Origin of the sequence: Tessaracoccus caeni (genome assembly GCF_029211185.1) — a bacterium.
Classification (GTDB): domain Bacteria; phylum Actinomycetota; class Actinomycetes; order Propionibacteriales; family Propionibacteriaceae; genus Arachnia; species Arachnia caeni.
This window is the reverse complement of record NZ_JARGDO010000019.1, coordinates 25,537-52,048: the sequence shown is the minus strand read 5'-3', so window position 1 is coordinate 52,048 and position 26,512 is coordinate 25,537. Positions and strand designations below refer to the sequence as shown.

Sequence of the window (26,512 nt, the reverse complement as noted above, 5' to 3'; positions counted from 1 at the left end):
CAATCGGCCGAGTCCTGTGATGCGCTGTGCCGAACCTGTGGCCAACCTGTGAGATCCGCGCCGCGGGATCTGCACGGTTCACGCGAATAAACTTCCGCCATGGCCGAGAACAAGATGCAACCCACCGACGCCAGCGTCGACGACTTCATCGCCAAGCAGAGCGCACGGCGCCAGGGCGAGGCGCGCACCCTGATTGAGGTGATGCGCCGGATCACAGGGGAGGAGCCGGTGCTGTGGGGTCCGAGCATCATCGGGTTCGGGTCGATGCATTACCGGTATGAGAGCGGCCGCGAGGGCGACATGCCGAAGCTTGCTTTCAGTCCGCGAAAGGCCAAGCTGACGCTGTACTTCGATCGCTTCGACCAGTACGCGGACCACCTGGCCAGACTGGGCAAGCACACGTCCAGCGTCTCGTGCCTCTATGCCAACTCGCTGGCCGACCTCGACCTCGACGTGCTTACCGAGATGCTCGAGATCTGTTACCGAAACACCTCAGACTCAAGCCACTGACGACTGCGGGGCCTCTTCGAGGGGCTCCTCGGGCTCGACGGCGATGGGCAGCGCCACGATGCGACGCCGCGCCGCGTGGGCACGGTCCATGAAGTAGTGCCACACCGACACGATCGCGGTACCGGCGACGGCGATCAGCAGCACCAGGTCGAGGTACTCGGTGACGAACCACGCGACGGGCGGGATGTAGGCAACCACGTAGCCGAGCATCGTCAGGCCGAAACCCCAGAGGACCGCGCCGATGAGGTTGTAGAGCGTGTAGCGGCGGCGGGGCATGCGTCCGACGCCGGCGGCCACGGGCGCGAAGGTGCGCACGATCGGCACGAAGCGAGCCATGATCACGGTGAGGCCGCCGTAGCGGGTGAAGAAGGCGTTGGTGCGTTCCACGTTGTGCACGCTGAACAGGCCCGACTGCTTTCGTTCAAATACCTTCGGCCCGGCCTTGTGACCGATGAGATAGCCCATCTCCCCGCCGAGGAAGGCGGACAACGCGATGAGGATCGCCACCCACCACACGCTCAGCCCGAACACGCCCTGCGGAGCGTACGGCTGAGAATGCGACAACAACCCGGAGATGATCAAAAGGGTGTCACCGGGAAGCAGAAAGCCGACGAGCAGGCCCGTCTCCGCGAAGACGATCCCACACACGACTAGCAGAGCCCACGGACCGGCTGCGGTGATGATGACTTCCGGATCGAGCCACGGAATCAGGCTCTCCATGAGCGTCATCGGCGCATCCATAGCGTCGTCGCGGGTTTCTTCGGTGAAGTCACTAGGGGCACTGCCTCTTCGTCGGTTCCTGGGCTTACCTTACCGGCAGCACCCCGTCATCCGAGAACCGAGTCTCGGCAACGAAGAGGCAGTGTCCGAGGCCCTGCTCAGCCGCGACCCCGTTCGATCCGGGTGGCCAAGCTGGTCTCCTTCACGAAGAACAGCACGATGAGGGTCGCGACCGCCAGCGGGATCATGAACAGGAAGATGGGCAGCAAGGCCTCGTTGTAGGACTCGATGATCGGGATCCGAACGGCCTCGGGCAGATGGGCGACGGTGTCAGGAGTCAGCGAGTTCGATCCGCCGCCGCCGAGCTGAGCCGCCTCCGGCAGCTTCTCCACGATCAGCTTGGCCAACCGAGAAACGAACATGGACCCCACGATGGCCGAGCCGATCGTCGCTCCGACCTGCCGGAAGAAGTTGCTGGCGGCCGTCGCAGTGCCGACGATCTTGTTGGGCACCGAGTTCTGCACGATCAGCGTCAGGATCTGGTTCGACAGGCCGATGCCCGCGCCGAAGATGCCGAGCACGGTGCACATCCACCAGAGGGGGCTGTCCACCTTCAGCATCGAGATGAGCACCAGGCCGACGCCCATGATCGCCGATCCGATCAGCGGGAACTTCTTGTATCGCCCGGTGCGGGAGACGGCCCGCCCGGACAGGATGGACGTGACCAGCAGCGACGCCATCATGGGCGTCATGAGCAGGCCGGCCTGGGTGGCGGTTACTCCGGTGACCATCTGCAGGTAGGTCGGGAAGTAGCCGATGGCGCCGAACATCATGACGCCGATCAGCAGGGCCGCCACCGTCGAGAGCGTGAAGTTGCGGTCGGCGAACAGCGACATGGGGATCACGGGCTGGGCCGCGCGTCGCTCGACGATCACGAACAAGGCGGACAGGGCGACGGCGGCCGCCGAGATGCCGATGATCTGCGGAGACGCCCAGTCGTAGAGGTGGCCGCCCCAGGTGCACACCAGCACGACGGCGGTTGTGGCGCCGGCGAGCAGCGTCATGCCGAGGTAGTCGATGCTGATCTTCTCCGTGCTCGGGCGCGGCGGCAGCTTGAGCAGGAAGACGGTGGCAAGGATCGCGGCGGCGCCTAGCGGCAGGGTCAGCCAGAAGGCCCAACGCCAGCCCGGGCCCTCCGTGAGCCAGCCGCCGAGCAGCGGGCCGGCGACGGACGAGACCGCGAACACCGCACCCATGTAGCCCATGTAGCGGCCGCGGTCGCGCGCTGGGATGACGTCGGCGATGGCCGCCTGCGACAGGATCATCAGGCCACCGCCGCCGAGGCCCTGAATGACGCGGGCGCCGACGAGCCACCAGATGTCATTGGCGACGCCACCGACGATGGAGCCGGCCAGGAAGATCACGATGGCGGCGAGCAGCACGGGCTTGCGGCCCAGCAGGTCGGAGATGCGCCCGTAGATGGGCATCATGATGGTCGACGCGAGGATGTAGCCGGTGATCACCCAGCTCATCTGGCTCACGCCGCCGAGTTCGCCGACGATGGTCGGCAGCGCCGTGGACAAGACGGTCTGGCTGAGCGCCGCGAGCAGCTGGGTCACCATCAACCCGGCGAACAGCCAGGTGATCGTGGATCGCCCCGACCCCGTCGAGGAGTCGGGACGGGGTTCAGCCAGGGTCTGCGAAGGGGTGGTGCTCATAGGTCTCCTAGGTACTGAGGGGCGGCGTCCGGTTTCTCTGTGGGTCGCGGCACGGGGTGCCAGCGGCCTGGCCGCCCGGTGGAGTTCAAATTCAAACTCAGTTATCTTAACCCGATTGAGTTCGAATTCAAACAAGCCGCGCGGCGTGGTTACGATGGGCACATGCTGGAGACTCCCGACGCAGACCTGACCACCGAGGAGAGCGCCGCCCTCGCCGCGGTGGCCAAGAGCTTCGGCTTGCTCCGACGCGCCGCGGAACGCAACCTCGCCGAGCACGGCGAGCTGACACGGGTCCAGTTCGAGATCCTGAGCAACCTGCTGGGGGCTCCGTCCGGCCTCCGGATGTTCGAGCTGGCCGATCGTCTCGTGGTCTCCCGCAGCGGACTCACCTATCAGGTGAAGCAGCTCGAGAAGGCAGGGCTGCTCATCCGTGAAGAGGGCGCCGACGGGCAGCGCTCCGTCAGCGCCCGCATCACCGACGCGGGGCGCGAGTTGCTGACCGTCCGTCGCGCCGCCTATGCGCAGTTGATCCGCTCCCACTTCATCGACAGCTTCACGCCCGACGAGTTGGCGACGGTGACCACGGCGTTCACCCGAGTGGTGGAGAGCTTCGGCTCGGAGTGCCCTCCCCCGCCCGGAGCCGACACACGCGGCTAGAACTGCGGCGCGCCGCGACGCTGACCCAGTAGGGTCCCGCTCATGGGTGAACAACGTCGTCGTTGGCCGCGCCGCCTGGCGCTGGCGGTCGTGCTGATCCTCGTCGTCGGATTGGGTGGGTTTTTCGCCTTCGCGCCACCGATCGTCGAATCGAGCATGAACAAGGTCGCCGACGTGGAGATCGACGAGCCGTCGCGCGAGGCGCGGGTGCTGCACGAGACGCTGTTCATCGCGGACATGCACTCCGACACCCTGATGTGGCGACGCGATCCGCTGAAGCGCGCCGACCGCGGCCACATGGACCTACCCCGGCTCCAGGAGGGCAACGTCGGGTTGCAGGTGTTCTCGTCGGTATCGAAGACGCCGAAGGGGCAGAACTACGACTCCAACTCGGCCGACACCGACAACATCACGCTGCTGAGCTTCGCCCAGCTGCAGCCGCCGCGCACCTGGTTCTCGGTCTTCGAGCGCTCGATGTATCACGCGGAGAAGCTGCACAACGCCGCCGAACGCTCGCGCGGCGGACTGCGTGTGATCACCACCGAGGGTGAGCTGGAACAGCTGATCGCCGATCGTCAGGATGGAAAGAAGGTGGTAGGTGCCCTTTTCTCGCTGGAGGGTCTGCAGAACCTGGAGGGCGACTTCGCCAACCTGCAGAAGCTCTACGACGCCGGCGCTCGGATGGCCGGTTTCACGCACTTCTTCGACAATGAGGTCGCCGGATCCATGCACGGCGAGGAGAAGGGTGGCCTCACCGACCTCGGGCGCGAGGTGCTTCGGGAGATGGAGCGGCTGGGAATGGTGGTCGACGTCGCTCACGCCAGCCACGCGGCGATCGCCGAGATGCTGGCCATGGCCACCAAACCCGTGGTGGCCAGCCATGGCGGCGTGCAGGCCACCTGCGACGTCAACCGCAACCTCAATGACGACGAGATCCGCGGCATCGCAGCCACCGGAGGCGTGGTGGGCATCGGCTACTGGGACGCGGCGGTGTGTGAGCTGTCCCCAGCCGCGGTGGTTGACGCGATCGAGCACGTGATCGAAGTGGGCGGCATCGAGACCGCCGCCCTCGGCAGCGACTTCGACGGCGCCACCACGGTGGGCTGGGACACCTCGCAGCTCGTCGTGATCACCCAGGAGCTGATGAATCGCGGCTACAGGGACGACGAGATCGCGGCGATCATGGGCGGCAACACGCTCCGCGTACTGCTCGAGGTGCTGCCGGAGTAGCAGGGGTAAGCAAGAATGGGCAGATGCTGCTCACCGTGACGTCGACTGCATCGCCCGCCACCGACCTCGGGTTTCTCCTGCACAAGCACCCCGATCGCGTGCAGAATTTTGATCTGCCCTTCGGTCGCGCCGTCGGCTACTACCCCGAGGCCGATGAGCAGCGCTGCACGTTCGCGCTGCAGGTGGACATCGATCCCATCGCGCTGCTCAAGCGGCGCGGGCGGCAGCTGCATCCGGCCACCATCGCCGGCTACGTCAACGATCGTCCCTATGCCGCGGGCTCAATGCTGGCGGTCGCGATCGGCCGGGTGTTGAGCACGGCGCTGCGAGGCCGGTGCGATGCTCGTCCCGAGCTGGTGAGCCAGCCTCTGCCGCTGACGGTGCGAGTTCCGGCATTGGCAGCGCGTGCCAGCAGCGTCGACGACGGCGGGCCCGAGCTGATCGAACGCCTGTTCGGGCCGCTGGGGTGGCGCGTCGACGTCGAGGTTGAGCCCTATCCGGTGCCGGAGTGGGACGACTCCCCCTACGTCACGCTGACCCTTTCCGGTGAGCAGCGATTGAGTGACGCGCTCAGCCATCTCTACGTCCTGCTGCCGGTGCTCGACGGGAGCAAGCACTACTTCGTCAGCCCCGACGAGGTGGACAAGCTGATCCGCCGCAGCGAGGGCTGGCTGGCGACGCACCCCGAGCGCGACCTGATCACCCGCCGCTATCTGCGGCGCGCCAACTGGGTCGACGATGCGCTGGCCCGGCTGAACGCCGTCGACGACATCGAACTCGACGAGCCGGCCGATACCGACGATGCGCCCACGCCGCTGAAGCAGCAGCGACTCGATGCCGTACTCGGAGTGCTCCGCGAGGTGGGTGCCCGCAGCATCGCCGACGTGGGCTGTGGCGAGGGCGTCTATCTGCGCGCCCTGCTCGACGATCCCACCTTCACCCGGATCCTGGGCGTAGACGTCTCGGCCCGTGAGCTCGACCGCGCCGAGCGGAAGCTGAACCTGGATCGGCGCTCCGATACCCAGCGCGAGCGGATCCGGCTGCGCCAGTCCTCGGTGACCTATCGCGACGACGAGCTGGTGGGCTTCGACGCGCTGCTCCTGGTCGAGGTGGTGGAGCACGTGGAGCCCAACCGGCTGGACTCCTTGGCGGCCAACGTTTTCAGTCATGCGCGGCCACGCCACGTCGTCGCCACCACCCCGAACGCCGAGTACAACGCGATCTACGGGCTGGCTCCGGGTGAGCTGCGTCACCCGGATCACCGTTTCGAGTGGACCCGTGCGGAGTTCCGGGCCTGGACGGCCGCAGTGGCTCAGCGCCACGGGTACGCGGTCGAGTTTCGTGACGTCGGCGTGCCGGACGAGAAACTCGGCCCGCCCACGCAGCTCGCCCTGTTCACTTGCCTGGATGGAGCATCGTCATGACCGAACTGCGCATTCCCGATCTCTGCTTGGTTGCCCTGGTGGGCGTGTCCGGCTCCGGCAAGTCGACCTTCGCGGCTTCTAAGTTCGCTCCGTTCGAGGCGGTCAGCTCCGACTTCTGTCGCGGCCTCGTCTCCGGTGACCAGAACGATCAGGGTGCCTCCGCCGACGCCTTCGACGTGCTGCACTACATCGTCGGCACGCGGCTGCGGCGTGGGCTGCTCACCGTCGTCGACGCGACCAACACCTCCAAGGACGCGCGAGCGGCATTGGTCGCCTTGGCCAAGGAGCACGACGTGCTGCCGGTGGCGATTGTGCTCGACGTCGGTGCGGAGACGGCCATCGAGCGCAACCGGCATCGCTCGGATCGGGACTTCGGCGCCGGCCCGGTGCATCGTCAGCAGACGCAGTTGCGGCGCTCGCTCAAGGGGCTGCAACGCGAGGGATTCCGCACGGTGCACGTGTTGAACTCGCCGCAGGAGGTTGATGCGGCGACCATCGTGCGCGAGCGTCTACTCAACGACAAGCGCGACCTGCACGGTCCGTTCGACATCATCGGCGACGTGCACGGCTGCCTGCCCGAGCTGATCACCCTTCTGGGCGAGCTGGGCTACGCCGTCGAGTACGACGGACAAGGGCATGCTGTGAATGCCTCCCACCCGGAGGGCCGCACGGTGGTCTTCGTCGGCGACCTCGTCGACAGGGGGCCGAGCAGCGTCGGCGTGCTGCGTCTGGCCATGGGCATGACCGCTTCCGGGAACGCCTTGGCCGTGCCCGGCAACCACGAGGCGAAGCTGATTCGTGCCCTCGACGGCGCCAAGGTGCAGGTGTCGCATGGCCTGGAGACCACCCTGGCTGAGCTGGAGAAGGAGTCGCCGGAGTTCCGGCGTGCCATGCGGGACTGGTGCTATGCGCTGGTCTCTCACCTGGTCCTCGACGACGGCAAGCTGGTGGTCGCTCACGCCGGCCTCAAGGAGGCCTATCACGGCCGCGCGTCGGGACGCGTGCGTTCGTTCGCGCTCTACGGCGACACCACCGGTGAGACCGACGAGTTCGGGCTGCCCGTTCGCTACCCCTGGGCTGACGAGTACCGCGGCAAGGCGATGGTGGTCTACGGGCATACGCCGACGCCCGCGCTGGAGTGGATCAACAACACGCTCTGCCTGGATACCGGCTGCGCCTTCGGTGGCAAGCTCTCCGCGCTGCGCTACCCCGAGCGGGAGACCGTGCAGGTGGACGCGGCTCAGGTCTATTACCAGCCCGCCAAGCCGTTCAGCACGGCCACCGATCGCGAGGCGGAGGAGCTGCGACTGAGTGACGTTGCCGGCGCGCGTCACGTCGAGACCGGGCAGATGGGTCGGATTGCGATCTCGGCCGATTCCGCCGCCGGTGCGCTCGAGGTGATGAGCCGCTTCGCGTTGCATCCGCGCCTGCTCCCCTACCTCCCGCCGACGATGTCCCCCGTCGCCACGTCGAAGCAGCCAGGCTACCTGGAGCATCCCGACGAGGCCTTCGCCCAGTTCGCCGAGTGGGGCGTCGACCGGGTGATCTGCGAGGAGAAGCACATGGGCTCGCGCGCCGTCGTGATGCTGCATCCCGAGCGGGGTGCTGTCTACACCCGCACCGGCCGTGCCTTCTTCTCCCCCGACCTTCAGGCCAAGTTCCTAGCGCGACTGACCGCTGCGGCGACGAAGGCCGGACTGTTCGACGAGCTGGGCAGTCAGTGGCTCCTCTTCGACGCCGAGCTGCTGCCGTGGTCGCTCAAGGCTGGGCCGCTGATCCGCGACCAATACGCCGCCACCGGCGTCGCCGGGCGCTCCGCACTGACTGCCGAGGTGGACGCGTTGAGTCGGGCTGCTGAGCGCGGGCTGGACGTCGGCGAGTTGCTGGAGCGCGCCCGGAAGCGCAGTGACGCCATCGCCGCCTACAACGACGCCTGGGTGCGCTACGTCTGGCCCACCGATGGTCTCGCCGGCGTACAGATCGCGCCGTTCCAGCTGCTCGCGGCAGAGGGAGCGACCTTCGCCGACCGGGATCACCTCTGGCACCTCGCCATCGCCGACCGCCTCGTGGCGGCGGATACTGAGTTGGTGCGTCCGACCCGCCGGTTGGTCGTCGAGACACGCGATCTGGACGCGCGGGCTGCGGGCGTCGCCTGGTGGGACGAACTCACGGCCGACGGAGGCGAAGGCATGGTGGTCAAGCCGCTGGCCAACCTGTCCCGCAACCCGAAGGGCGGCCTGGTGCAGCCCGGTTTGAAGGTGCGCGGACGTGAGTACCTGCGCCTGATCTACGGCCCCGACTACCTGCTGGAAGAGAACCTCGCCAAGCTCCGCGACCGCAACCTGGGCAAGAAACGCTCCTTGGCCCTCCGCGAATACGCCCTGGGCCTGGAGTCAGTGGAACGCCTGGTCCGTGGCGAGCCGTTGTGGCGCATCCACGAACCGGTCTTCGCCGTCCTGGCTCTGGAATCCGAACCGGTCGACCCCCGCCTCTGAAGCTCTCGGCAAGTTGCGGCCCTGTGCAGGAGCGCCGCAGATAACGCTGCGAATATGGCGCGGCCTGTGAAATAGGTACAGGCCGCGCCATATAGCCAGCGCTATTTTCCTCATAGGCCTCGAAGAAGGGGATTCTCCCTACGGAACGAGAGCTGGGTGAACCGCAGGAAGGCGCTGAGGTGGGTCTCTCCAACTTGTTGCGGAGCGCCATCGACCATTTGGCTGCGGAGCCCCCTCGTCACGTTCTGCTCGGAACAGCCGTCCTGTGGTGACGGTCAGCTGTTATAGATCAACAACGTCGCCGTTGTACGGAAGCGCTCGTCTGAAGGTCAGGGGAACCGCGTTTGCGCGGGCTGGGTCTTGGTTGTCGACCGCTTGGATGTGAAGGTGCGGCTCGGTGCTGTTGCCGGAGTTGCCGCAACCTGCGAGGTGGTGTCCCATGGATACTCGCTGGCCGGGCCGGACGGCGATGCTGCCTTGCTGAAGGTGGCAGAGCGCGACGATGGTGTTGTCAGTTTCGTCGGCCCGGATGAGCACGTTGTTGCCTGCCAAGGCCACCCATCCCTGCGCGGCGCGCTGACGTTGGGTGAGCGCATATCCGAGCGAGGGCAACCCGCGATAGGCCGGGTGGTCCGGTTCGGCGTCGTGCACCGCCACGACGAGGCCGTCGATCGGAGCGAGGATCCGACGTCCGAAGCCGACAAAGGCCTCCGGTGGTTCTGGGCGGAACAGCGAGCGGAGGCCGAACCGCGCGGAGCGGCCCGAGTCATCCACCGGCACGAAGTCGATGGCGTAGGTCGTGGCGAACAAGTGGGTGCCGTGGCTGGGCACGCGATTTGCTGGACTGTTCTGAACCAGCCAACGACCGGTGAACGGGTAGTCCAGGTCAACAGGTGCGACCATCTCGCCCCCTCCTTACGACGTAAACCCTAGTCGACGCGGCTACCCCGACCACGAGGCCCTTCGAGACGATGCCCGCAACCTCGTCGTTCGTCTCGCGACCCTGTACGAGGCGGGCATCCCTCAGGGACCGCTGGTGGGGGCTGTGTCAACGGTCGAGAGCGGTGGCGGATGGTGTGTCTACTCGTTGTCGAGAAGGGCGAGGGTTTCCAGGAGGTAGGCGTCTTCAGCCTGGTTGCCTGGGAGGGTCAGGGCGTGGCGGTAGGCGTCGGCCGCTTCGGCGTCGCGGCCCAACTCTTTCAGGGTGACGCCTCGGGCGATGTGGAAGGCGCGGAGGCGTGCGATGGCGGGATCGTCGGCGAGGGCGTCCAAGCGGCGGAGTCCCTCCTCCAGGCCCAGGGCTCGACCGATGGCGACGGCGCGGGCGAGGCGGACGAAGGGGCTCGGCTCGATGCGCTCGAGCATGCCGTAGAGCACCGCAATCTGGGGCCAGTCGGTGGCCTCGAAGCTCGCCGCCTCCGCATGCAGCGCGGCGATGGAGGCCTGGATCGCGTAGCTACCGGCTCCGGACCCGCCAGCCGCCGACTCGGCGAGACCGACGCCCTCGGCAATCAGCGACGCGTCCCAGAGTCTTCGGTCCTGATCGGCCAGCGCAACAGGCCGGCCGTCGGAGTCTGTGCGAGCAGGGCGACGGGCGTCGGTCAGCAGCAGGAGCGCCAGCAGTCCCGTCACCTCAGCTGACGGCATCAGTTGCCACAGCCGGCGGGCCAGGCGGATTGCTTCCGTCGTGAGGTCGTCGCGGACGTGCACCTCACCGCTTGAGCGCGCGAAGCCCTCGGCGTAGAGCAGATAGACCACGCGCAGCACACCGCCCAGACGTTCGACCAGATCCTCAGCACGGGGCACGTCGAGCGGGATACCCAGCGTGCGAATGCGCTTCTTGGCCCGGGTGATGCGCTGCTGCATAGTCGGCACCGGAAGCAACAACGCGTGAGCGACCTCCGGCGTGGCCAGGCCCGCGACGAAGCGCAGGGTCATCGCGATGCGATCCTCCGGGCTGAGGGCCGGGTGGGTGCACGCGAAGTAGAGCCCCAACCGGTCGTCGGGAATCGGTGACGCGTCGACGGCGGCATCTGCGGGATCGCGCAGCAGCTCGGGAACCGGATCACGCTCCTCCTGGATGCGCAGCGCAGCGATCTTCTGCGCCAGGACGCCGTCGCGACGGATCACGTCGAGGGCTCGACGTTTGGCCGTCGTGATCAGCCAAGCCTCCGGCACTCGGGGCACCCCGTCACGCGACCAGGCCCGGAGCGACTCGGCCATCGCCTCTTGGAGCGAGTCCTCGGCGAGATCGAGGTCACCGAAGCGCCGGGCGAGCACGGCCAGGAGGCGAGCGACTCCGTCTCGGCCGAGCTCGGCGAGAGCTTCCCCGGCCTCATCCGCAGATGCACTCGATATGGAGCTACCGGACGGATCTCGATGTGGCCGCCCACCGCTGAGCCTGGTCTGGCCAGGCTCAGTGGGGGCATCGTCGGCGGACACCGTCAGTACGGCGCGACCGGGCGGATCTCCACGTGACCGCCGGCAGCCGACCCCGGGCTCTTCTTCGCCCAGGCGATGGCCTCGTCGATATTGGCCACATCGATGATGTAGGCGCCGCCGACGAACTCCTGCGCCTCAGCGAAGGGGCCCGAGGTGATCACCCGCTGGCCGTCGTCGTCGGATCCGACATAGACCGCCTGATCGGGGTCTTCGAGGGCGAAAGAGTCGATCACCACGCCGGCATCGGTGATCTCCTTGTCGAAGGCGAAGAACTCCTCAGGGCTGGCCCCGCCCGCCTCACCGCAGGCCGGATCGTTGGTGTGTCCCATGAGCAGTAGCGCGTATTTCATGATTCCTCCTTGAGGCTCGACGCCGAGCCAACCGGCCCGACATCATCATGACGTACGGCACTGACAAGAATCGACACCTCACGTGTCACGACTTTCCATCCGACCGACGGCGACTCCTTAGCGTCCCGTATCGGGCAAGGTCGGACGGTTGGTACCGGGCGTCTTGCTGGCGCTAGGGGTCGCGGTGGCTGAGGGCGACGCGCTGGCGGACGGCGACTGAGTGGCCGTCGGCGACGCACTTGCGGAAGGCTCCTCGCTCGGCGAAGGCGATTCGCTGGGAGCGGGTTCGCCCACGGTCACGAGGAGTTCGGCTTCGGCCGTCTCGCTGACGAAACCAGACACGTCGATCCCCGTCGTGCCGATCCGGTAGGTGATGGGGGGCACGACGCCGGTGAACGCCGGGTCGGGCACGAAGTCCACGCGCTTGTTGGCGGCGTCGACGTTGAAGGTGCCTGTGCCGTCGATGACCACCTCGGTGCTCTCGCTGCCGTCGGGAGCGACGAGACGCAAAGTGCTCCAGTCTGGATCGACGGTGTCGGTGATCACCTTGTCCGCCAGATCGAAGACGCCGGACTCACCAGGGTCGACTTTGAGTTGGACGTCCTCGGCGCTCGGGCTGCAGTACACGGTGTACTTGGCGGCGAAGTCACTGAGATCCCAGGCCTTGTTCGGTTCGGGAATGTTCTGGAAGCTCTCGAGGTACATGCTGACGGTGACCTCGCCACCCTGGATGGCGGACAGCGGAACGATGGCCTGCCTGTTGATGTTCAGCTCTGTGCCGGGAGCGAATTCGCCGCCCCACCATTGGTAGGTCACCTCAGTGCCCGCATTGTAAAGCTGCAAGGCCGCGCTGGATCCCCAGGTTGTGCCAGGACCGGCGTTGGTGGCCTTGCCCGTGATGTGCACCCTGACCTGGCTCGCGACGCACGTCGGATCCGGGATCGGGTCCACCACGCCGTAGAAGTGCGGATACAGATCGTCACCCGCGTGGTAGCCCCACGGGTTTCCGGCGATCGTGCGGGTGGCACCGCCGTCGAAGAAGGACTGGAAGTCGGGGAATGGCACCGTGAGCGGATTGCCATCGACGTCGACATCCTTGATGATCGGGTTGTTGCTGAAGCCGCCGTTGGGGCGGGTGGCGTCGTACCAGGCGGGCAAACCCGCGTTCTTCTGATAGGTGACGCTCAGGTCGCCTGAGGGACCCACGGGTGGCGCCGCATTGGCAGGAGCGTTCAAGGCCAGGCCGCACGCGGCGACCACGCCGGCGGTGAGCGCCACGACAGCGGTCTTTCTCTGTGAGCGGGTTGTGGGTGACGATGAATCTCTGGAGGTGCGCACGTCGTTCGCCTTCTTTCCTTGTGGGCGACGGGGCAGCACCAAGGGGCCCGCTGCCGCGTAGCCCCATATACGGTGGATCTGGCGTCAGCGTAACTTCTGATGCGGACCAGAATGGGCGGCTTTCGCGGAAGAGATTTTTGCGGGTTCAGGTGATGCCCTTCGGAAGGCGACGACGGCGAGCGCGGTACCGCCGACCCCGACGCCCGCGAGAATCAGCGCGATGCCAGGTAGTCCGAGCGTCGCTCCCCCGGCTCCGGCGAGCGGATAGGCCACCAGGAAGCAGGCGTGCGACAGCGAGAATTGCGCCGCGAAGACGGCCGGTCTGGTCTGCTCCGTGGTGTTGCGCCGCAGCAGTCGCGACGACGGCGTCAGCACGGCCGAGGTGGCGGCCCCCGCCAGGAACCAGGCGAACAGGAGAGCACCCCACTGGATGCCCCCGGTGAGCCAGGCGATGCACCCCGCCCCGACGACGAGCAAGACCGGCAGCGCCACGGCACCGGCGACCATCACACGGCGATCCGGGATTCTGGTCAGCAGGCGGGGCAGGGTGAGCGCCACCACCATCGAACCGGCTCCGTTCGCGGCGAGCAGCACGGCGACGTCGGACTGCGTCATCCTCAGCTGCGCCTTGACCAGCACCACCGTGTTCACGATCACCATGGCCGAGGTCATCGCGACGACGAGGTTCAGTGCCATCAGCGCACGCAGCTCGGGCGCGGCCCAGAACTCGCGAACTCCCCGGGTGAGGCGCTCGAAGAACGGCGCGGGCGCCGGTACCTCAATGCGCGGCATCCGCGCCCACAGCACCAGCAGGCTCGAGCCGAGGAAGCCGATCACGGTGCCGACGAAGAGGTTGTGATAGCTCAGCAAGGTCAACAGGGCGGCGGCGATGGTGGGGCTGAGCAGCGACTCCAGGTCGTAGGCCATCCGCGACAACGACAGCGCCTGGGTGTAGTCATCTTCGTCGGGCAGCACCGACGGGATCACCGCCTGGAACGCAGGGGTGAAGGTGGCGGAGGCCGACTGCAACACGAAGACCAGCGCATAGATCTGCCACGCCTCGGTGACGAATGGCAGCGACATCGCCACCATGGCGCGGGCGACGTCGGCCCCGATCAGCAGCGGCTTGCGCGGCACCCGGGCGGTGAGGGCGCTGATCACCGGCGCCACGGCGACGTAGGCGATCATCTTGAGGGTGAGCGCGAGCCCCAGCACCACGCCTGCGTCGCCGCCGGCGATGTCGAAGGCCAGCAGGCCCAGGGCGACGGTGAGCAGCCCGGTGCCCAGCAGCGCGATGATCTGGGCGGCGAAGAGCTTGGCGTAGGTGGGGTTGCGCAGGACGGCGATCATGAGTGTCCCCTGACTAGGTGGTGTCCCGATGTGCCGATCTAGTTGGTGTGGTGGTGCGGCGGGATCTGCCCGTTGGCGACGGCGTGTTCGGCCTGCTTGATGGCCTCCAGCACGACGGCCAGCGCATGCTCGTCGGCGAGCCGGTACAAGACGCTGGTGCCCTCTTGGCGGGTGGTCACCATACGCGCCATGCGCATCCGAGCCAGATGCTGCGAGACGCCGGACGGCTTCTTGCCGACGATCTCCGCCAGCGCGTTGACCGGCAGCTCGCCGGCCTGTCGCAGCGCGAGCACGATCCGGATACGCGTGGGATCGGAGAGGACGCCGAGCACTTCGGCGGCGAGGGTCACGTACTCCGACGACGGATCCAGACCGCAAATCTTCTTATCCGCGTTCATACGCAGATACTAACAGATGAGGGTAAGGAAGGGATGGAATCGTGAGAAGAGCTGAGCTATCCCTCCAGCGGTGCCGACCGGCTGCCCGGAGTTCTAGGAGATCGGACGTGAGGACAGCGCCTCGGCGAGCAGTCGTCGGGCGGTGGCGAGTTGCTCGTCGGCCCTGGATGGTAGACGGCGCTGGAGATCGATGAGGACAGGGACGGTGGGGCTGTCCGTGGGAAGGGACGCGAGATAGGCGACCACAGCGTCGGTCATCACGGCGGTGTCCTGCAGGGCGCCGAATGCCGAGGCGGCGGCTTGCCACTTCTGGGCTTCGGCGCGGTCGGCGTCGTCGGCCTCAGGGACCGCGGCAACCATCTCCCAGGCGTATCGCGCACTCTTCACGGCCTTGCGCACCTCGTGCCAGAGGTGCAGATCGGCGGGATCCCCCTCGGCGACGGCCACCCGCGGCCGGACGCGGTGCGCGACGTGGGCGTCGATCGGGTCACGGAGGGTCTGCACGTGCAGCGCCTGTGCGCGCTGGGTGCTCGTCGGGTCGGCCAGGACCGACTCAGCGCTCGAGATCATCGCAGCCCAACGCGGGCTGTTCAGGCCGGCCACGCCATGGGCGTGTGCCTGGGCGTATCGCCTATCCAGATCGTCGAGCACCGGCCGAGCGACATCTTCGGGTGGAAGCTCCTCGGAGAAAAGCTCTCGCAGCACCTCGAGATCGCGCGCATCTGTCAGTTGACGGCCGCCCCAGCGCAGCTCGCGACGAAGGCGTCGCAGTCTAGGGCGCTCAAGGATCGGCGCGAAGATGGTCAGGAGACCGCGCATGGTGCGCAGCGCCACCCGGGTGGCATGCACCGCATCCGGCTCATCGGCGCGCACCGGGTCTTGCAGCCCGACGACCTCGTCCAACTGTCGCCGAACCGCGTCTCGAACCACCCTTGCTTCAGGCGCCTTCTCATTTCGCATCGATGCCGAGCCTACCCAGCCCTTGAGGTTCCGCGGGTAGGTGGTGCCGTAGCGAGGACGTACTGGGCGGATGAGCTGGCAAGGCGGAGAACGAAGTTGCCATTGGACATGCCAGCGAGTTCGAGAACGAAGCCAGGTCGCCGCCCAGTGCGCCGCAGTAGGTGCCACCTATCCGCGGAATCTCTTGGCCACAAACGCGGAGACCAGCAGTGCGATGGCCGCCAGCCCGAAGACGACGAGGATGCCCCTCTCCAGGTTGGCGACGACGGCGTCGGGTCCGCTGATCGCGGCGAAGAGCGAACCCGCGACGGTCGCTCCCGCGAGGAGGCCGAGGTTGCGGGATAGGCCCAGCAGACCGGAGGCCGTGCCGCGACGCGATGCCGGCACACTCGACATGATCTGGGTGTTGTTGGCGGCCATGAACAGCTGATAGCCAGGAGCCAGCGAGACGGTGCCGACGAGGTAGCCGGCCAGCCCAAGGAGGGGCGGCAGGGTGGCCAGCGACGCGACACCGACGACCATGCAGGCAAGCGCGAGTGGAACCAATCTCGCCGGATCGCGACGATCCACCAGCCGGCCGGCCACCGTCCCGGCGACGATCGAAGTTACGGGCGCAGCCGCCATCGTCAGCCCGATCTGGGCTGGCGAGAGGCCCAGCGCGCCGCCGAGGAAGTATGGCCCGATCACCAGGGTGCTCATCATCACCGTGCCGACCACCAGATTCAGTGAGGCGCCGAGGGCGAGTACGCGCTTCTCGGCCCGACCAAGGCCCACTTCTTTGGTTCCCGCAGTCCCGGGCTGCCCGCCACCGGCGGTGTCACCGAACAGGCCCAGTACGAGAGCAAGCACAGGAAGCGGAGCCATCGCCGCGAAGACCCCGGGCCAGCCCCAGAACTCGGTCAACAGACCGCCGAGTGCCGGCCCGGCTGCGGTTCCGGCGGCGGTCGCCGTGCCGAGCAGCCCCATCACGGTGCCGGTGCGTTTGGCATCGACGGCGTCCCGCGCGATGGCCAGCGGCAAGGTGATCATGGCGGCGGCTCCGAGCCCTTGCGCAGCGCGGGCTGCGACGAGCACGCCGAGCGAGGGCGACATGGCTGCGATGACGGAGGCTGCTGCAAAGAGCCCCAGTCCGACGCGCAACGTCCGGCCGCGTCCCAGTGCGTCGCCCCATCGGCCGGCAGCGAGGCTGCCGAGTGTCATGGCCAGCACGTACACGCTGACCACCCACTGCGTCGTCCCATATCCGCCGCCGAACCAGGCCGTGAGTTCGGGCAGCGCCACATTCGCTGCGCTGGTGCCGAGGGAGGCCGCCAGCACGCAGAGCGCGAGCATCGCCACCGTCGCGACGCCGCTTCTCCGAGTTGGTCGCTGAACCGTCGTACTCATGCCCGTCAGCGTGCCAAGCTGCCGGCCGCACGGCAACGATCGTTGCCGAAACCGGGACGCTGTGGTGGGCTATGAGCATGATGAACCTGCCGGATGACGTCTCCACGACTCTCCAGAACATGGGGCCAAGGCTTCACGATCTGCGCACCCGGCGAGGCCTGAGTCTGGGAGAGGTTTCGGCCGCCACGGGCATCTCGAAGTCGACCTTGTCGCGACTCGAGACCGGCCAACGCCGCCCCAGCCTGGAGCTGCTGCTGCCACTGGCACGGGTCTATCAAGTGCAGCTCGACGAGATGGTGGGCGCACCCGAGACCGGCGACCCGCGGATCAGGCTCCGCCCGCGAAAAGTGAGCGGGCGCGTCGTCGTTCCCCTCACCAGGGATGAGGGCGACGCCCATGCGTGGAAGATCGTGGTGCCCAGGTCGCACGACGAACCCGAGCTGAAGACCCATCCCGGCCGGTCGTGGATCTATGTGCTGTCGGGAACGCTGCGGCTGATCGTCGACGACAACGAAGTGCTCATGGACGCCGGCGAGGTCGCCGAATTCGATACCGTCAGACCGCACTGGTTCGGCAGCGATGGCGAACACGAGGCGGAGATCCTGGCAATCTTCGGCCCGCGCAACGCCCCTTCGGACGCGCGGTCAGCGAGAACCGCCGACGCCTGTCTGGGGGCTCACGCGCCGGCGTGAGCCTCAGAACCCGAGAGCCTTAAGCCAGTCGGCGAGCTCGGCCTCACGTCGGTCGGAGTGCTCGCGTTCCCACTCCCCCAGCCGGATCTCGTCGACCAGCCGGCCATCGAGCAGGTAGACCAGGCGGTCGGCGCGCGCCGCACAGGCGGGATCGTGGGTGACCATGACCACCGTCGTGCCGCCGCGATGCACCTCTGACAAGGCGTCGAGCACCTCTTGGGTCATGCTGCTGTTGAGGGCTCCAGTCGGCTCGTCGGCGAAGAGGACGGCGGGTTCCGTTGCCAGGGCACGGCAGAGCGACGCGCGCTGGAGCTGGCCGCCGGAGACCTGGGTGATGCCGTTGTCCGCGACGTGCGACAGTCCGAAACGCCCAAGGAGGTCATCGACGCGTCGCTCGGCGGAGTCGTCGCCCTTCGCGGCGGCTTTGAGAGCCGGCAGCAGGACGTTGTCCCGGATGGACAGGTTGGCCAGAAAGTGCGCCTGCTGGAACACGAAACCCATCCGGGTGAGTCGCACCCGGCTCATCTCCGCGTCGCTCAGCGATGTCAGCTCGCGGCCCTCCAATTCGACGGTGCCACCAGTGGGCGTATCCATGCCGCTCATGCTGTAGAGCAGCGTCGACTTGCCGGAGCCGGAGCTGCCCATGATGGCCAGGAACTCGCCCGGCTCGACGTCGAGGTCGATGCCGTGCAGCACCTGCGTAGGAGGCTCGGTGGTGGCGAACGTCTTGGTCAGGCCTCTGACGCGAAGCAGTGGCGACGCCGGGCCGGCGGTGTGAGACATGGTGAATCCTCTCGTCAGCGCAGCCACTGGCTGCGGTCGGCGGCGCGAAGCCGGGCGGTCAGGAGCTGGGATGTGATGATGCCAGCGGCGAGCAGCAGGAGCGGGAACGCCACGTAGACGAGCCACGGATTGGGGATGAACGACAGCCGCGCGATGCCCATGCCCGTCGCGGAAATGAGGCCGCCGACGAGAACCTCGCCGGCACTCGCGGCGAAGAGCACCCCCAGCAGGGTGCCCGCCGCGACGGTGAGCACTGTCTTCGCCCGGAGCTGCCCGGCGAGTTCCTTTGCCGAGAATCCGATGGCGGACAGCACGCCCATCTTGCGTCGGTCCTTGGCCAGGCGCAGCCGCAGGAACAGCGTGGTGATCAGGGCCGCCGCGCCGAGGCCGAAGGCGGCGGTCAGGATCGCGGTGAACCGCAGGGCGTCGGTGGCGTAGGAGAGGGTCTGGCGCACGTACTCGCCCATCGGAATCACCGAGGCGACAGGGCTGAGCGCGTCGTACTCCTCGGCCACGACGGCGGGGTCGGCACCGTCGACGAGGTCGGCATACAACACCCAGCGCTCCGCACCCGAGACGGCGTCGCCATGCATCTTGGCGGTGTAGCCGCCGCTGGTGACGTCCTGATAGATGCCGCTGACGACGACGCCACTCTCGCGCCCGTCGTTTCGGATGGTGAGCGTCTCACCCGGCGCGATGTCGAACTTGTCGGCATTGAGGGCCGACAGCGCGATCTCCCCCGCCGCCGGAGCGTCGCCGTCGAGGTAGGTGAGCGTGCTGCCGGAGTAGTCGCCGATCTCGACGCGCAGCACGTCCCAGCCGTCCTCACCGGGAGCCTCGAGCAGTGCGCCTGCGTAGGCCTTGACGTCCTCGATGCGGGCATCGTCGCGCATCCGGTCGATCAACTCGGCCGCGACCTCGTCCACCGACGCCTCGCCATCGGCGGCGAACTGGATGTCGGCGCGCACGTCGCTCTCCGGCGCGCCCATATAGGTGACGAAACGCGGACTCTCGAAGGTAGTGAGCAGGTTGGTGGGCAGCGTGATCAGCACCGCGACAAGGAAGAACACCGCCGGCACCAGCACCCATTGCGTGCGCTCCGCGCGGAGGTCGAGGAGGGTGAGCCGCAGGCCTAATCCGCGTTCCCGCACTCCCGCCAGCATCGACCGTCGAGCCCGCCGCCGACGCTTGGCCGGGCGCTCCGGGGCGGTTCGGCCGTGCACCAACGCGCCCACCACGTCGATCCTGCCGACAGCGCGCAGCACTCCGGCGCAGATACCCAGTACGAGGAGGAACACCACCAGGAGGGCGGCGAGCGGAGCGACGACGGTCGTCCAGCTGAAGGGAGCGTCGGCGAAGTTGGTGCGGATGCCGGCGGTGAGCGCGTCGACGGCCAATACCGCCAGCAGACCGCCGACGATGTAGGCGAGCAGCGTCATGGCGCCGTAGCGCAGCAGATACAGCCTGGCGATCGAGGTGCTGGGCAGGCCGATGGCTCGCATAGCGCCGATCTCGTGGATCTCGTCCTCCAAGGTGCCGCGAATCACGAACCGCACGTTCAGCAGCGCGATCGCGATCAGCAGCAGGCTGGCGAACGCGAAGGCCACCGCGACGAGCCCGTCGCTGAACATATTGACCAGCCTGATCATCACCTCTGTGACCGCTTGACCGTTCTTGGGCAGGGTGGCGTCGGACTCATAGGCCCGCTGGAAGTCGCCGATCACGGCGGTATCCGCGAGGCGATACTCGACGATAACCTCGGGGCTGCCGCCACCGGCGGCCGTCATCCGCTGGAAGGCCTCGTCTGAGATCAAGAAGCGGGTGGCCGAGGACATCGACGACGCCATCTGCGCGTCGCGAACGAAGCCCGCCACCTGGAAGCTCTCCAGGCCGTCGCCGGTACTGACCGCCAGCCGGTCGCCCGTCTCGATCCCGAACTGCTGCCGCACCGCGACCGGCACGTAGATCTGACCGTCCACCGGCCGCGGGATCTGGTCGGACTCGTCGAGGAGGAAGTCGAACTCGGCATTCTGGGTGACGAACAGATTGTCGATCATGCTGTCGGAGAGGTCGCGGCGCTCCCCCGTCGCGGCGCGCTCGAAGGCGATCGCCTGCCCATCGAAGCCGATCATCTCCTCGATCAGCCAGGAGTCGATCTCGGGATGCGCGGCCGCAAACGCCTCGAGTGCCGCCGGCTCGTAGTCGCCCTTGTGCATCTGCAGGAAGTGAGGTGGTTTGGCGACGTCGAACAGACGTCCGACCGAGCCCGCCAGGCGTTCCATCACCATCGCCCCGCTGGACATGAGGAACGCACTGAGCACCAGGACGACGAGCAGCGCGACGGTGACTCCACGGTTCCGACGCAGGTCGTTGGCGAGGTAGCGCAGATACAGCGAGCGGGTCATGACCATCCTTCGATCATCGAGCGCAGCGCTCGGTCGTATTGGCGATAAGGGTTGTACTGCCATCCGCTGCTGAACACCGCGGCGAGATTCGGGAAGTGGATGGGTGAGATCATCGGGTCGGCGTGGCGGTCGGCATCGCCGCCGACAGGATCACCCGCCTCGGCCAGCACATGGCCGACCGTGTAGTTGACGACGGCGTTCAGCAGATCGGCGGAGGTGTCCCGGAGTTCCATGCCGGCCGCGACGAGCGCGCCCACGATCTGCTCCATGAGCAGGAACACCACAGCCCCTGCGGCCGGTCGGGTGCCGATGATCGAAATCGCCCTGGGATGGGCGAGCAGCGCGGCGCGCAGACTATGCATGATGGCGGCGAGCTGGTTCTGCCAGCTACCTCCGTCAGCAGAGCCGGCGACGTCGACGGAGGCCCAGATGCGCTCCATCACGCCGTCCAGCACAGCTCCTTTGTTGGGAAAGTGCCGATAGACCGTCATGGGATCGACACCCAGTTCGTGGCCGAGCCGTCGCATGGTGAGACCGTCGATGCCGTGAGCGTCGATGATCCGCAACGCCGTGTCGACGATCGAGTCGGCCGATACGGCGCCTCGGTGCTGGACGGCGGTGCTGCTCATGGGACTTCCTCTGTTCTGCGGGGGTCTACGCCGTAGACTACAACGTAGACCCTTGTGATGAGGGTGTGTCCATGGACGGCGTCGTGGCAGGATGGCCGCTGTGACCGATGTCCAAGACTCCCGCCGCTGGCGCGCCTTCTCGATGGTGCTGGCCGGCGGGTTCATGACCCTGCTCGACGTCTCCATCGTCAATGTCGCGCTGCCTTCGATACAGACGGTGCTCGGCGCGACGGCGTCCCAGATTCAGTGGATCGTCGCCGGCTACTCGCTGACCTTCGGGCTGATGCTGGTGCCCGCCGGGCGGTTCGGCGACATCTTCGGGCGTCGTCGGATGTTCCTGATCGGACTGGCCGGCTTCACACTGTTTTCGCTGGCGTGTGGATTCGCGCCGTCGGCGACGGCACTCGCGGTGCTGCGCCTGCTCCAGGGCGCCTTCGCCGGCATCATGAATCCACAGATCTCGGCGCTCATTCAGGAGCTCTTCCAGGGGCCTGAGCGAGCGAGGGCTTTCGGCATGTTCGGCATGACCGTCAGCGTCTCGACAGCGATCGGCCCGCTGCTGGGCGGCATCCTGGTGACCGGCATTGGTGCCGAGCACGGCTGGCGGTCGGTATTTCTGATCAACGTGCCGATCGGGTTGGCCTTGTTGCCTTTGGCGGCGCGGAATCTGCCGTCGCGAAACCCACAGCCACGCACGAGCGGGCTGGGCTTGGACATGCCCGGACTGGTCTTGATCGCCGGCGCCGTGCTGTCCGCGATGTGGCCGTTCGTCACCGCCTCATCGCATCCCGAAGGTCTCGCCGGCGCCCCCTGGTGGCTGCTGCTCGTCGCCGGGGCTCTGCTCGTGGCGCTGGTGCTGTGGGAGCGTTCGCGCGACGCGGCCGGGCGACCGGCGGTGCTGCCGCGAGCGTTGGTGCGCAACTCGGGCTTTGTGATGGGCGCGGCGCTCGCCGCCGCCTACTTCTCGGGGTTCACCAGCATCTTCGTCCTGGTGACGATGTTCTATCAGGACGGCCTGGGTCATTCCGCCCTGATCGCCGGACTGGCGCAGATGCCCTTCGCGCTCACGTCTGCGGTCGCTTCGCAGTGGTCGGGAAGACACGTGATGCGTATGGGACGGCGCATCGTCGTGCGGGGCCTGGTGATCATGTGCTCTGCCGTCACCGCCATGGGACTCGTCGCCGCCGTCGCCCCGACGGACATCAGCCAGTGGGCGATCCCGGTGTTGATGGGAGTCGCGGGTTGGGGCAGCGGCTCGGTGATCTCCCCCAACCAGACGCTCACCTTGGCCGAGGTTCCCGTTCCCCTCGCCGCCACCGCAGCCGGCTTGATGCAGACCTTCCAGCGCCTCGGCGGCTCCGTGGGCCTCGCCCTGCTCACCACCGTCTACTTTGCGAGGGTCGCAGCCGAGGGAGATGGTCCCATGGCCTACTCGCACGCCTTGGCCTTGGCGCTGGTCTTCACCCTTACCATCCTGCTGTTCGCCTTGGCGATCGCCATCGTCGACGCGCGACGGCGTCAACGATCAGCCGCCTAACGACGCACCGCCTGAGTGGCGGAGTTCAATCAGGCCCCTGTCACGAGAGTCAAGAGGTCGTCGACGTTTGTGGCGAGAGTTCCCAGCCACCAACGTCGACGACCTCCCGGCGTGAAAGTTAGGACTGACGGGTCTCCGGGGCGCGGGTCTTGGACGGGTCGCGCTCGACGACGTCGCCGAGGGCTTCGTCGATCCGGGCCATCAGCTCGGTCGGGATCTCGACGCCGCTGGCCTTGACGTTCTCCGCGATCTGCTCGGGGCGCGACGCACCGATGATCGCGGCCGCCACGTTCTGGTTCTGCAGCACCCACGCGACGGCGAGCTGGGCCATGCTGAGGCCGAGCTCATCGGCGATCGGCTTCAGGTTCTGCACTCGGGCGAGCACGTCGTCGTTCATGAAGCCGCTGATCATGTTCTGGCCACCCTTGGTGTCCGTGGCCCGCGAGCCCTCGGGAACGGGCTGGCCCGGCAGGTACTTGCCGGTCAGCACGCCCTGCGCCACCGGCGACCACACGATCTGGGACAGGCCGGCCTCCTCCGAGGCCGGAACCACCTGGTCCTCGATCACGCGCCACAGCATCGAGTACTGCGGCTGATTGGAGACAAACGGAATCCGCAGCTCCTTGGCCATGGCCGCGCCGGCGCGGATCTGCTCGGCGCTCCATTCCGAGACGCCGATGTAAAGCGCCTTGCCCTGATGCACGATGTCGGCGAAGGCGGACATCGTCTCCTCGAGCGGGGTCTCCACGTCGTAGCGGTGCGCCTGGTAGAGGTCGACGTAGTCGGTGCCGAGGCGGCGCAGCGATCCATGGATGCCCTCCATGATGTGCTTGCGCGAGAGCCCTGTGTCGTTGGCACCCCTGGGGCCCACCGGGAAGTACACCTTGGTGAAGATCTCCAGCGACTCCCGGCGCTGCCCCTTCAGTGCATCGGCCAGCACCTCCTCCGCGACGGTGTTGGCGTACACGTCGGCGGTGTCGAAGGACGTGATGCCCGCGTCCAGTGCGGCGTGCACGCACGCCTTGGCGGCGTTGTTCTCCACCTGGGAGCCGTGGGTGAGCCAGTTGCCGTAGGTGATCTCGGTGATCTTGAGTCCGGAGTTGCCGAGGTAGCGATACTTCATGCCCCAGAGGTTACTCGCCCTCGAAATCCCCCACGACTAGGCATCGGGCTAGGCGTCGGTGTCGACCATCACCAACTGCATGTGGCAGGCACTGGTGGCGCGCAGGGCGTGGTTGACCCCGGGCGCCATATACAGCACGTCCCCGGCGACCATGTGGTGGGTCTCCCCCTCCAGGTCGAAGTCCATCGTGCCGGTCAGCAGGGTGACGACGACGGCGCGCGGGCTGCTGTGCTCGGTGAGCAGCTGCCCCTCGTCGAAGGCGAAGTCGACGACGCGCAGCAGTGGGTTGTTCACCAGCACGCGTGAGGTGGTGGCCTCCCTGGTGACGGGCAGGTCCGTCAGCACGTTCAGGACGGGAACGGTCTGGGTGAGTTCGGTTGTTGCCATGTGGCTTTCCTCTTTCAAGTGGTGTGGTCAGGGCTTTCGTGCGACCAAAGCGATGGCCGCAAGATTGTCGGCATGGGCGCGGAACGCCGCGCGCATGGTCTTGATGCGGGCGCGGGCCTGCGGATGCCGGGCCACGTTGAGCGCGAAGCGCGCTGCGCCGAGCAGGCCCTCGTCGGCGATCAGTCGCGAGGGCTCCAGCAGCCGCATGGGATTGGTGGAGCGCCACTCGACGACCAGCCCCGCCTCTTCCAGCAGCGCCGCCCAGGCGGGAGCGGTGAGCGGCCTGGCGCCAACCTTGATGCCTCTCGACAGTGCATGCGAGACCTCAGTGGCGACGTCGTCGGAGCAATCGTCCGGCCGGAGGCTGAGCTCATGGATCGCGTAGCGACCGCCGGAGGCCAGTAGCCGCGCCGCTTCCGCGATGATCTTCTTCTTGGTGTGCTCCGGCTGCATGGTGAGCATCGCCTCTCCGAGCACCAGGGTCGCCTCCCCGTCGGGCAAGCCGGTCTCGGCGGCGGACGCCTCGATCAGTCGTGCCTGCGGATGGTTCTCGAGCACGTGAAGCAGCTGAGGCGTCACATTGCGGTTGGGATCGACCCCCTTGTAGGAGGCGGGGCCCGGCTGCAGCAGCATTTCTGCGGTGCGCCCAGTACCGGGGCCGAACTCGACGATCCGGTCTGACGCCGACGGGGCCGCTGCGGCGACGAGGCGCCGGGTCAGTTCGATGCCACCGGGTCGTAGCACCCGCTTGCCCAGCTTCGCCAGAACCCAGTGCCCCTGCAGCCGTTTCACGTCGTTGTTCTGCTCGCTCATCTGCGTCACACCCAAAATAGAAACTAATTTGTTGTGATTATAGGAAGAGGGTTCGTGCGGGCTGAGAGCGGGGTGGGCTAAGGATCGAGACTCCAAAGTGGATGGCTCTCCCAGTCATTCGGCGTCCCGAGGTGTGTGATCGGGAGCAGCCTGACGTAAGGGTAGGTGCACAACGTCCTTGGCAGCAGGCGCCGATTGCCTACCTGAAGCGTGTGGAGTAGGTGCTGGACCAAGGTGAGCTGTCCGAACGTCCGATTCATGCTGAGTCCTGCGAGCTCCGGATAGGCTCCGCGCGCAGGCAGGCGCGGCTGGAAAGTGTAGGTGCGATTGAACATGCGCCCGTGATGGGCGGCGTAGTTACGCACGATATTGAGGCATCGCAGCCACGACTGGAGCTGGGCAGCTGTGAGTCCTGTACGGGCTGCGATGGTGTCACGCGCCCTGTTCGGCGCAAACCCATACAGGTAGGAGAGGTTTCCCCAATCGAGCACCTCGACAGCCGCCCAGACGGGCAGCCTTCCTCCGTACCGCACACGGTGGTGCTCGACGAAGTCCTCGCGCGATGACCTCAGCTCGGATTCGTATCGCCGTTTCCAGTGCAGATATTCATCAGACGCGTCTATGGAACGTGGCTGCCGTGCGGTTGGTCCGAGGAGCTCGACGTGCAGGTGCGCATAAGGATCGATCTTGCCTAGCTCGTGTCCAATCAGGCCCCTGATACTCAACTCGATTGGCGCCAAGGCCGCAAAGGCCGCCGCACGCAGGCGGCAGTCGAAGTCGTAGATGGCTGCCACATCGCGCAACGACGCTCCTTCGACGAAGCTGTTCGATCGGGCGTTTCCGTCTGCCCGAAATCTGCGGAAGGAATACCAATACCCGCTGAGGCGGTAGTAGCTCACTCGTCTCAGCAGGGTGATGGCCCATTCGACATCGTCGATGAACATGCCATGGCTCTCCAGTAGCTCGACCTGTTCTTGATAGGACTTGAATTGCTTACCGGAGCCAGGGAGGGGGCGAGGCAGCGACGTCACGGCGCCTCCGTGCCAAGAAAGGTATAAAAATGAAGACCGGCCCTGGACCCCGTTGGGGGCGGAACCGGTCGTGTTGTAGCCAATCCTACATCACGCTCGGCCATCGCCCAACGCGGTCGCGCGGTCGGCGGTGG

Annotated in this window: 24 protein-coding genes; 7 read left to right on the top strand and 17 right to left on the bottom strand. The window is 66.9% G+C overall.

From position 1 onward, the window contains the following. The first annotated feature begins 99 nt into the window (after positions 1 to 99). On the top strand, positions 100 to 510 hold the full coding sequence (locus tag P0D62_RS15415) for a DUF1801 domain-containing protein (RefSeq protein ID WP_275703447.1): 411 nt from the start codon (positions 100 to 102) through the stop codon (positions 508 to 510). Here P0D62_RS15415 and P0D62_RS15410 read toward each other — a convergent pair. Then, complete coding sequence (locus tag P0D62_RS15410) at positions 499 to 1,239, bottom strand: DedA family protein (protein ID WP_275703446.1); 741 nt, start codon at positions 1,237 to 1,239, stop codon at positions 499 to 501. The genes P0D62_RS15415 and P0D62_RS15410 overlap by 12 nt on opposite strands. A gap of 149 nt (positions 1,240 to 1,388) precedes the next feature. Next, a complete protein-coding gene (locus P0D62_RS15405; RefSeq protein ID WP_275703445.1) occupies positions 1,389 to 2,948 on the bottom strand; it encodes an MDR family MFS transporter in 1,560 nt (519 codons plus the stop codon). 162 nt (positions 2,949 to 3,110) lie between these two features. Here P0D62_RS15405 and P0D62_RS15400 point away from each other — a divergent pair, with 162 nt between their 5' ends. The 4 genes from P0D62_RS15400 to P0D62_RS15385 are packed head-to-tail and all read left to right on the top strand — an operon-like array spanning position 3,111 to position 8,754. Beyond that, complete coding sequence (locus tag P0D62_RS15400; protein WP_275703444.1) at positions 3,111 to 3,605, top strand: MarR family winged helix-turn-helix transcriptional regulator; 495 nt, start codon at positions 3,111 to 3,113, stop codon at positions 3,603 to 3,605. A 42-nt stretch (positions 3,606 to 3,647) separates the two neighbouring features. Further along, positions 3,648 to 4,835 (top strand): dipeptidase, encoded by a 1,188-nt coding sequence (locus P0D62_RS15395; RefSeq protein WP_275703443.1) that lies wholly within the window; start codon positions 3,648 to 3,650, stop codon positions 4,833 to 4,835. A 23-nt stretch (positions 4,836 to 4,858) separates the two neighbouring features. Then, positions 4,859 to 6,259 (top strand): 3' terminal RNA ribose 2'-O-methyltransferase Hen1, encoded by a 1,401-nt coding sequence (locus P0D62_RS15390; RefSeq protein ID WP_275703442.1) that lies wholly within the window; start codon positions 4,859 to 4,861, stop codon positions 6,257 to 6,259. After that, complete coding sequence (locus P0D62_RS15385) at positions 6,256 to 8,754, top strand: polynucleotide kinase-phosphatase (RefSeq protein WP_275703441.1); 2,499 nt, start codon at positions 6,256 to 6,258, stop codon at positions 8,752 to 8,754. Before P0D62_RS15390 ends, P0D62_RS15385 begins: the two co-directional genes overlap by 4 nt. 282 nt (positions 8,755 to 9,036) lie before the next feature. Here the strand turns inward: P0D62_RS15385 and P0D62_RS15380 are convergent, their stop codons facing one another. The 8 genes from P0D62_RS15380 to P0D62_RS15345 all read right to left on the bottom strand — a co-directional run bounded on the left by P0D62_RS15380 (position 9,037) and on the right by P0D62_RS15345 (position 16,978). Beyond that, complete coding sequence (locus P0D62_RS15380; RefSeq protein WP_275703440.1) at positions 9,037 to 9,657, bottom strand: M23 family metallopeptidase; 621 nt, start codon at positions 9,655 to 9,657, stop codon at positions 9,037 to 9,039. 177 nt (positions 9,658 to 9,834) lie between these two features. Beyond that, the gene (locus P0D62_RS15375; protein ID WP_275703439.1) at positions 9,835 to 11,034 is read right to left on the bottom strand and encodes an RNA polymerase sigma factor; all 1,200 of its coding nucleotides are present in this window, start codon (positions 11,032 to 11,034) and stop codon (positions 9,835 to 9,837) included. Between the two features lie 164 nt (positions 11,035 to 11,198). After that, complete coding sequence (locus tag P0D62_RS15370) at positions 11,199 to 11,546, bottom strand: YciI family protein (protein ID WP_275703438.1); 348 nt, start codon at positions 11,544 to 11,546, stop codon at positions 11,199 to 11,201. A gap of 117 nt (positions 11,547 to 11,663) precedes the next feature. Continuing rightward, the gene (locus P0D62_RS15365; protein WP_275703437.1) at positions 11,664 to 12,824 is read right to left on the bottom strand and encodes a hypothetical protein; all 1,161 of its coding nucleotides are present in this window, start codon (positions 12,822 to 12,824) and stop codon (positions 11,664 to 11,666) included. 144 nt (positions 12,825 to 12,968) lie between these two features. After that, positions 12,969 to 14,234, bottom strand: coding sequence for an MFS transporter (locus P0D62_RS15360; RefSeq protein ID WP_275703436.1), 1,266 nt, complete (start codon positions 14,232 to 14,234; stop codon positions 12,969 to 12,971). Positions 14,235 to 14,272: 38 nt separating this feature from the next. Next, a complete protein-coding gene (locus P0D62_RS15355; protein WP_275703435.1) occupies positions 14,273 to 14,632 on the bottom strand; it encodes an ArsR/SmtB family transcription factor in 360 nt (119 codons plus the stop codon). A 93-nt stretch (positions 14,633 to 14,725) separates the two neighbouring features. Further along, positions 14,726 to 15,592, bottom strand: a complete 867-nt coding sequence (locus P0D62_RS15350; RefSeq protein WP_275703434.1) for a CHAD domain-containing protein — start codon at positions 15,590 to 15,592, stop codon at positions 14,726 to 14,728. Positions 15,593 to 15,760: 168 nt separating this feature from the next. Next, positions 15,761 to 16,978, bottom strand: coding sequence for an MFS transporter (locus tag P0D62_RS15345; protein ID WP_275703433.1), 1,218 nt, complete (start codon positions 16,976 to 16,978; stop codon positions 15,761 to 15,763). 71 nt (positions 16,979 to 17,049) lie between these two features. On the opposite strand from P0D62_RS15345, the gene P0D62_RS15340 reads away from it, so the two are divergent. After that, the gene (locus P0D62_RS15340) at positions 17,050 to 17,670 is read left to right on the top strand and encodes a helix-turn-helix domain-containing protein (protein ID WP_275703432.1); all 621 of its coding nucleotides are present in this window, start codon (positions 17,050 to 17,052) and stop codon (positions 17,668 to 17,670) included. A 3-nt stretch (positions 17,671 to 17,673) separates the two neighbouring features. Here P0D62_RS15340 and P0D62_RS15335 read toward each other — a convergent pair whose 3' ends face one another. From P0D62_RS15335 to P0D62_RS15325, 3 genes are read right to left on the bottom strand one after another with little or no spacing between them, the layout of a single operon-like run. Beyond that, positions 17,674 to 18,453 (bottom strand): ABC transporter ATP-binding protein, encoded by a 780-nt coding sequence (locus tag P0D62_RS15335; protein WP_275703431.1) that lies wholly within the window; start codon positions 18,451 to 18,453, stop codon positions 17,674 to 17,676. 14 nt (positions 18,454 to 18,467) lie between these two features. Next, positions 18,468 to 20,858 carry an FtsX-like permease family protein gene (locus P0D62_RS15330; RefSeq protein WP_275703430.1) on the bottom strand — a complete coding sequence of 797 codons (2,391 nt, stop codon included), beginning with the start codon at positions 20,856 to 20,858 and terminating at the stop codon, positions 18,468 to 18,470. After that, the gene (locus P0D62_RS15325; RefSeq protein WP_275703429.1) at positions 20,855 to 21,487 is read right to left on the bottom strand and encodes a TetR/AcrR family transcriptional regulator C-terminal domain-containing protein; all 633 of its coding nucleotides are present in this window, start codon (positions 21,485 to 21,487) and stop codon (positions 20,855 to 20,857) included. The genes P0D62_RS15330 and P0D62_RS15325 overlap by 4 nt, the downstream gene beginning before the upstream one ends. 100 nt (positions 21,488 to 21,587) lie before the next feature. Here P0D62_RS15325 and P0D62_RS15320 point away from each other — a divergent pair, with 100 nt between their 5' ends. Then, positions 21,588 to 23,024 (top strand): MFS transporter, encoded by a 1,437-nt coding sequence (locus tag P0D62_RS15320; protein ID WP_275703428.1) that lies wholly within the window; start codon positions 21,588 to 21,590, stop codon positions 23,022 to 23,024. Positions 23,025 to 23,142: 118 nt separating this feature from the next. Here the strand turns inward: P0D62_RS15320 and P0D62_RS15315 are convergent, their stop codons facing one another. The 4 genes from P0D62_RS15315 to P0D62_RS15300 all read right to left on the bottom strand — a co-directional run bounded on the left by P0D62_RS15315 (position 23,143) and on the right by P0D62_RS15300 (position 26,378). Next, positions 23,143 to 24,147 carry an aldo/keto reductase family protein gene (locus P0D62_RS15315; RefSeq protein ID WP_275703427.1) on the bottom strand — a complete coding sequence of 335 codons (1,005 nt, stop codon included), beginning with the start codon at positions 24,145 to 24,147 and terminating at the stop codon, positions 23,143 to 23,145. A 48-nt stretch (positions 24,148 to 24,195) separates the two neighbouring features. Further along, positions 24,196 to 24,534 (bottom strand): cupin domain-containing protein, encoded by a 339-nt coding sequence (locus tag P0D62_RS15310; protein ID WP_275703426.1) that lies wholly within the window; start codon positions 24,532 to 24,534, stop codon positions 24,196 to 24,198. 27 nt (positions 24,535 to 24,561) lie between these two features. Continuing rightward, complete coding sequence (locus tag P0D62_RS15305) at positions 24,562 to 25,347, bottom strand: class I SAM-dependent methyltransferase (protein WP_275703425.1); 786 nt, start codon at positions 25,345 to 25,347, stop codon at positions 24,562 to 24,564. 77 nt (positions 25,348 to 25,424) lie between these two features. Next, positions 25,425 to 26,378, bottom strand: a complete 954-nt coding sequence (locus tag P0D62_RS15300; RefSeq protein WP_275703424.1) for an Abi family protein — start codon at positions 26,376 to 26,378, stop codon at positions 25,425 to 25,427. Positions 26,379 to 26,512 lie beyond the last annotated feature (134 nt).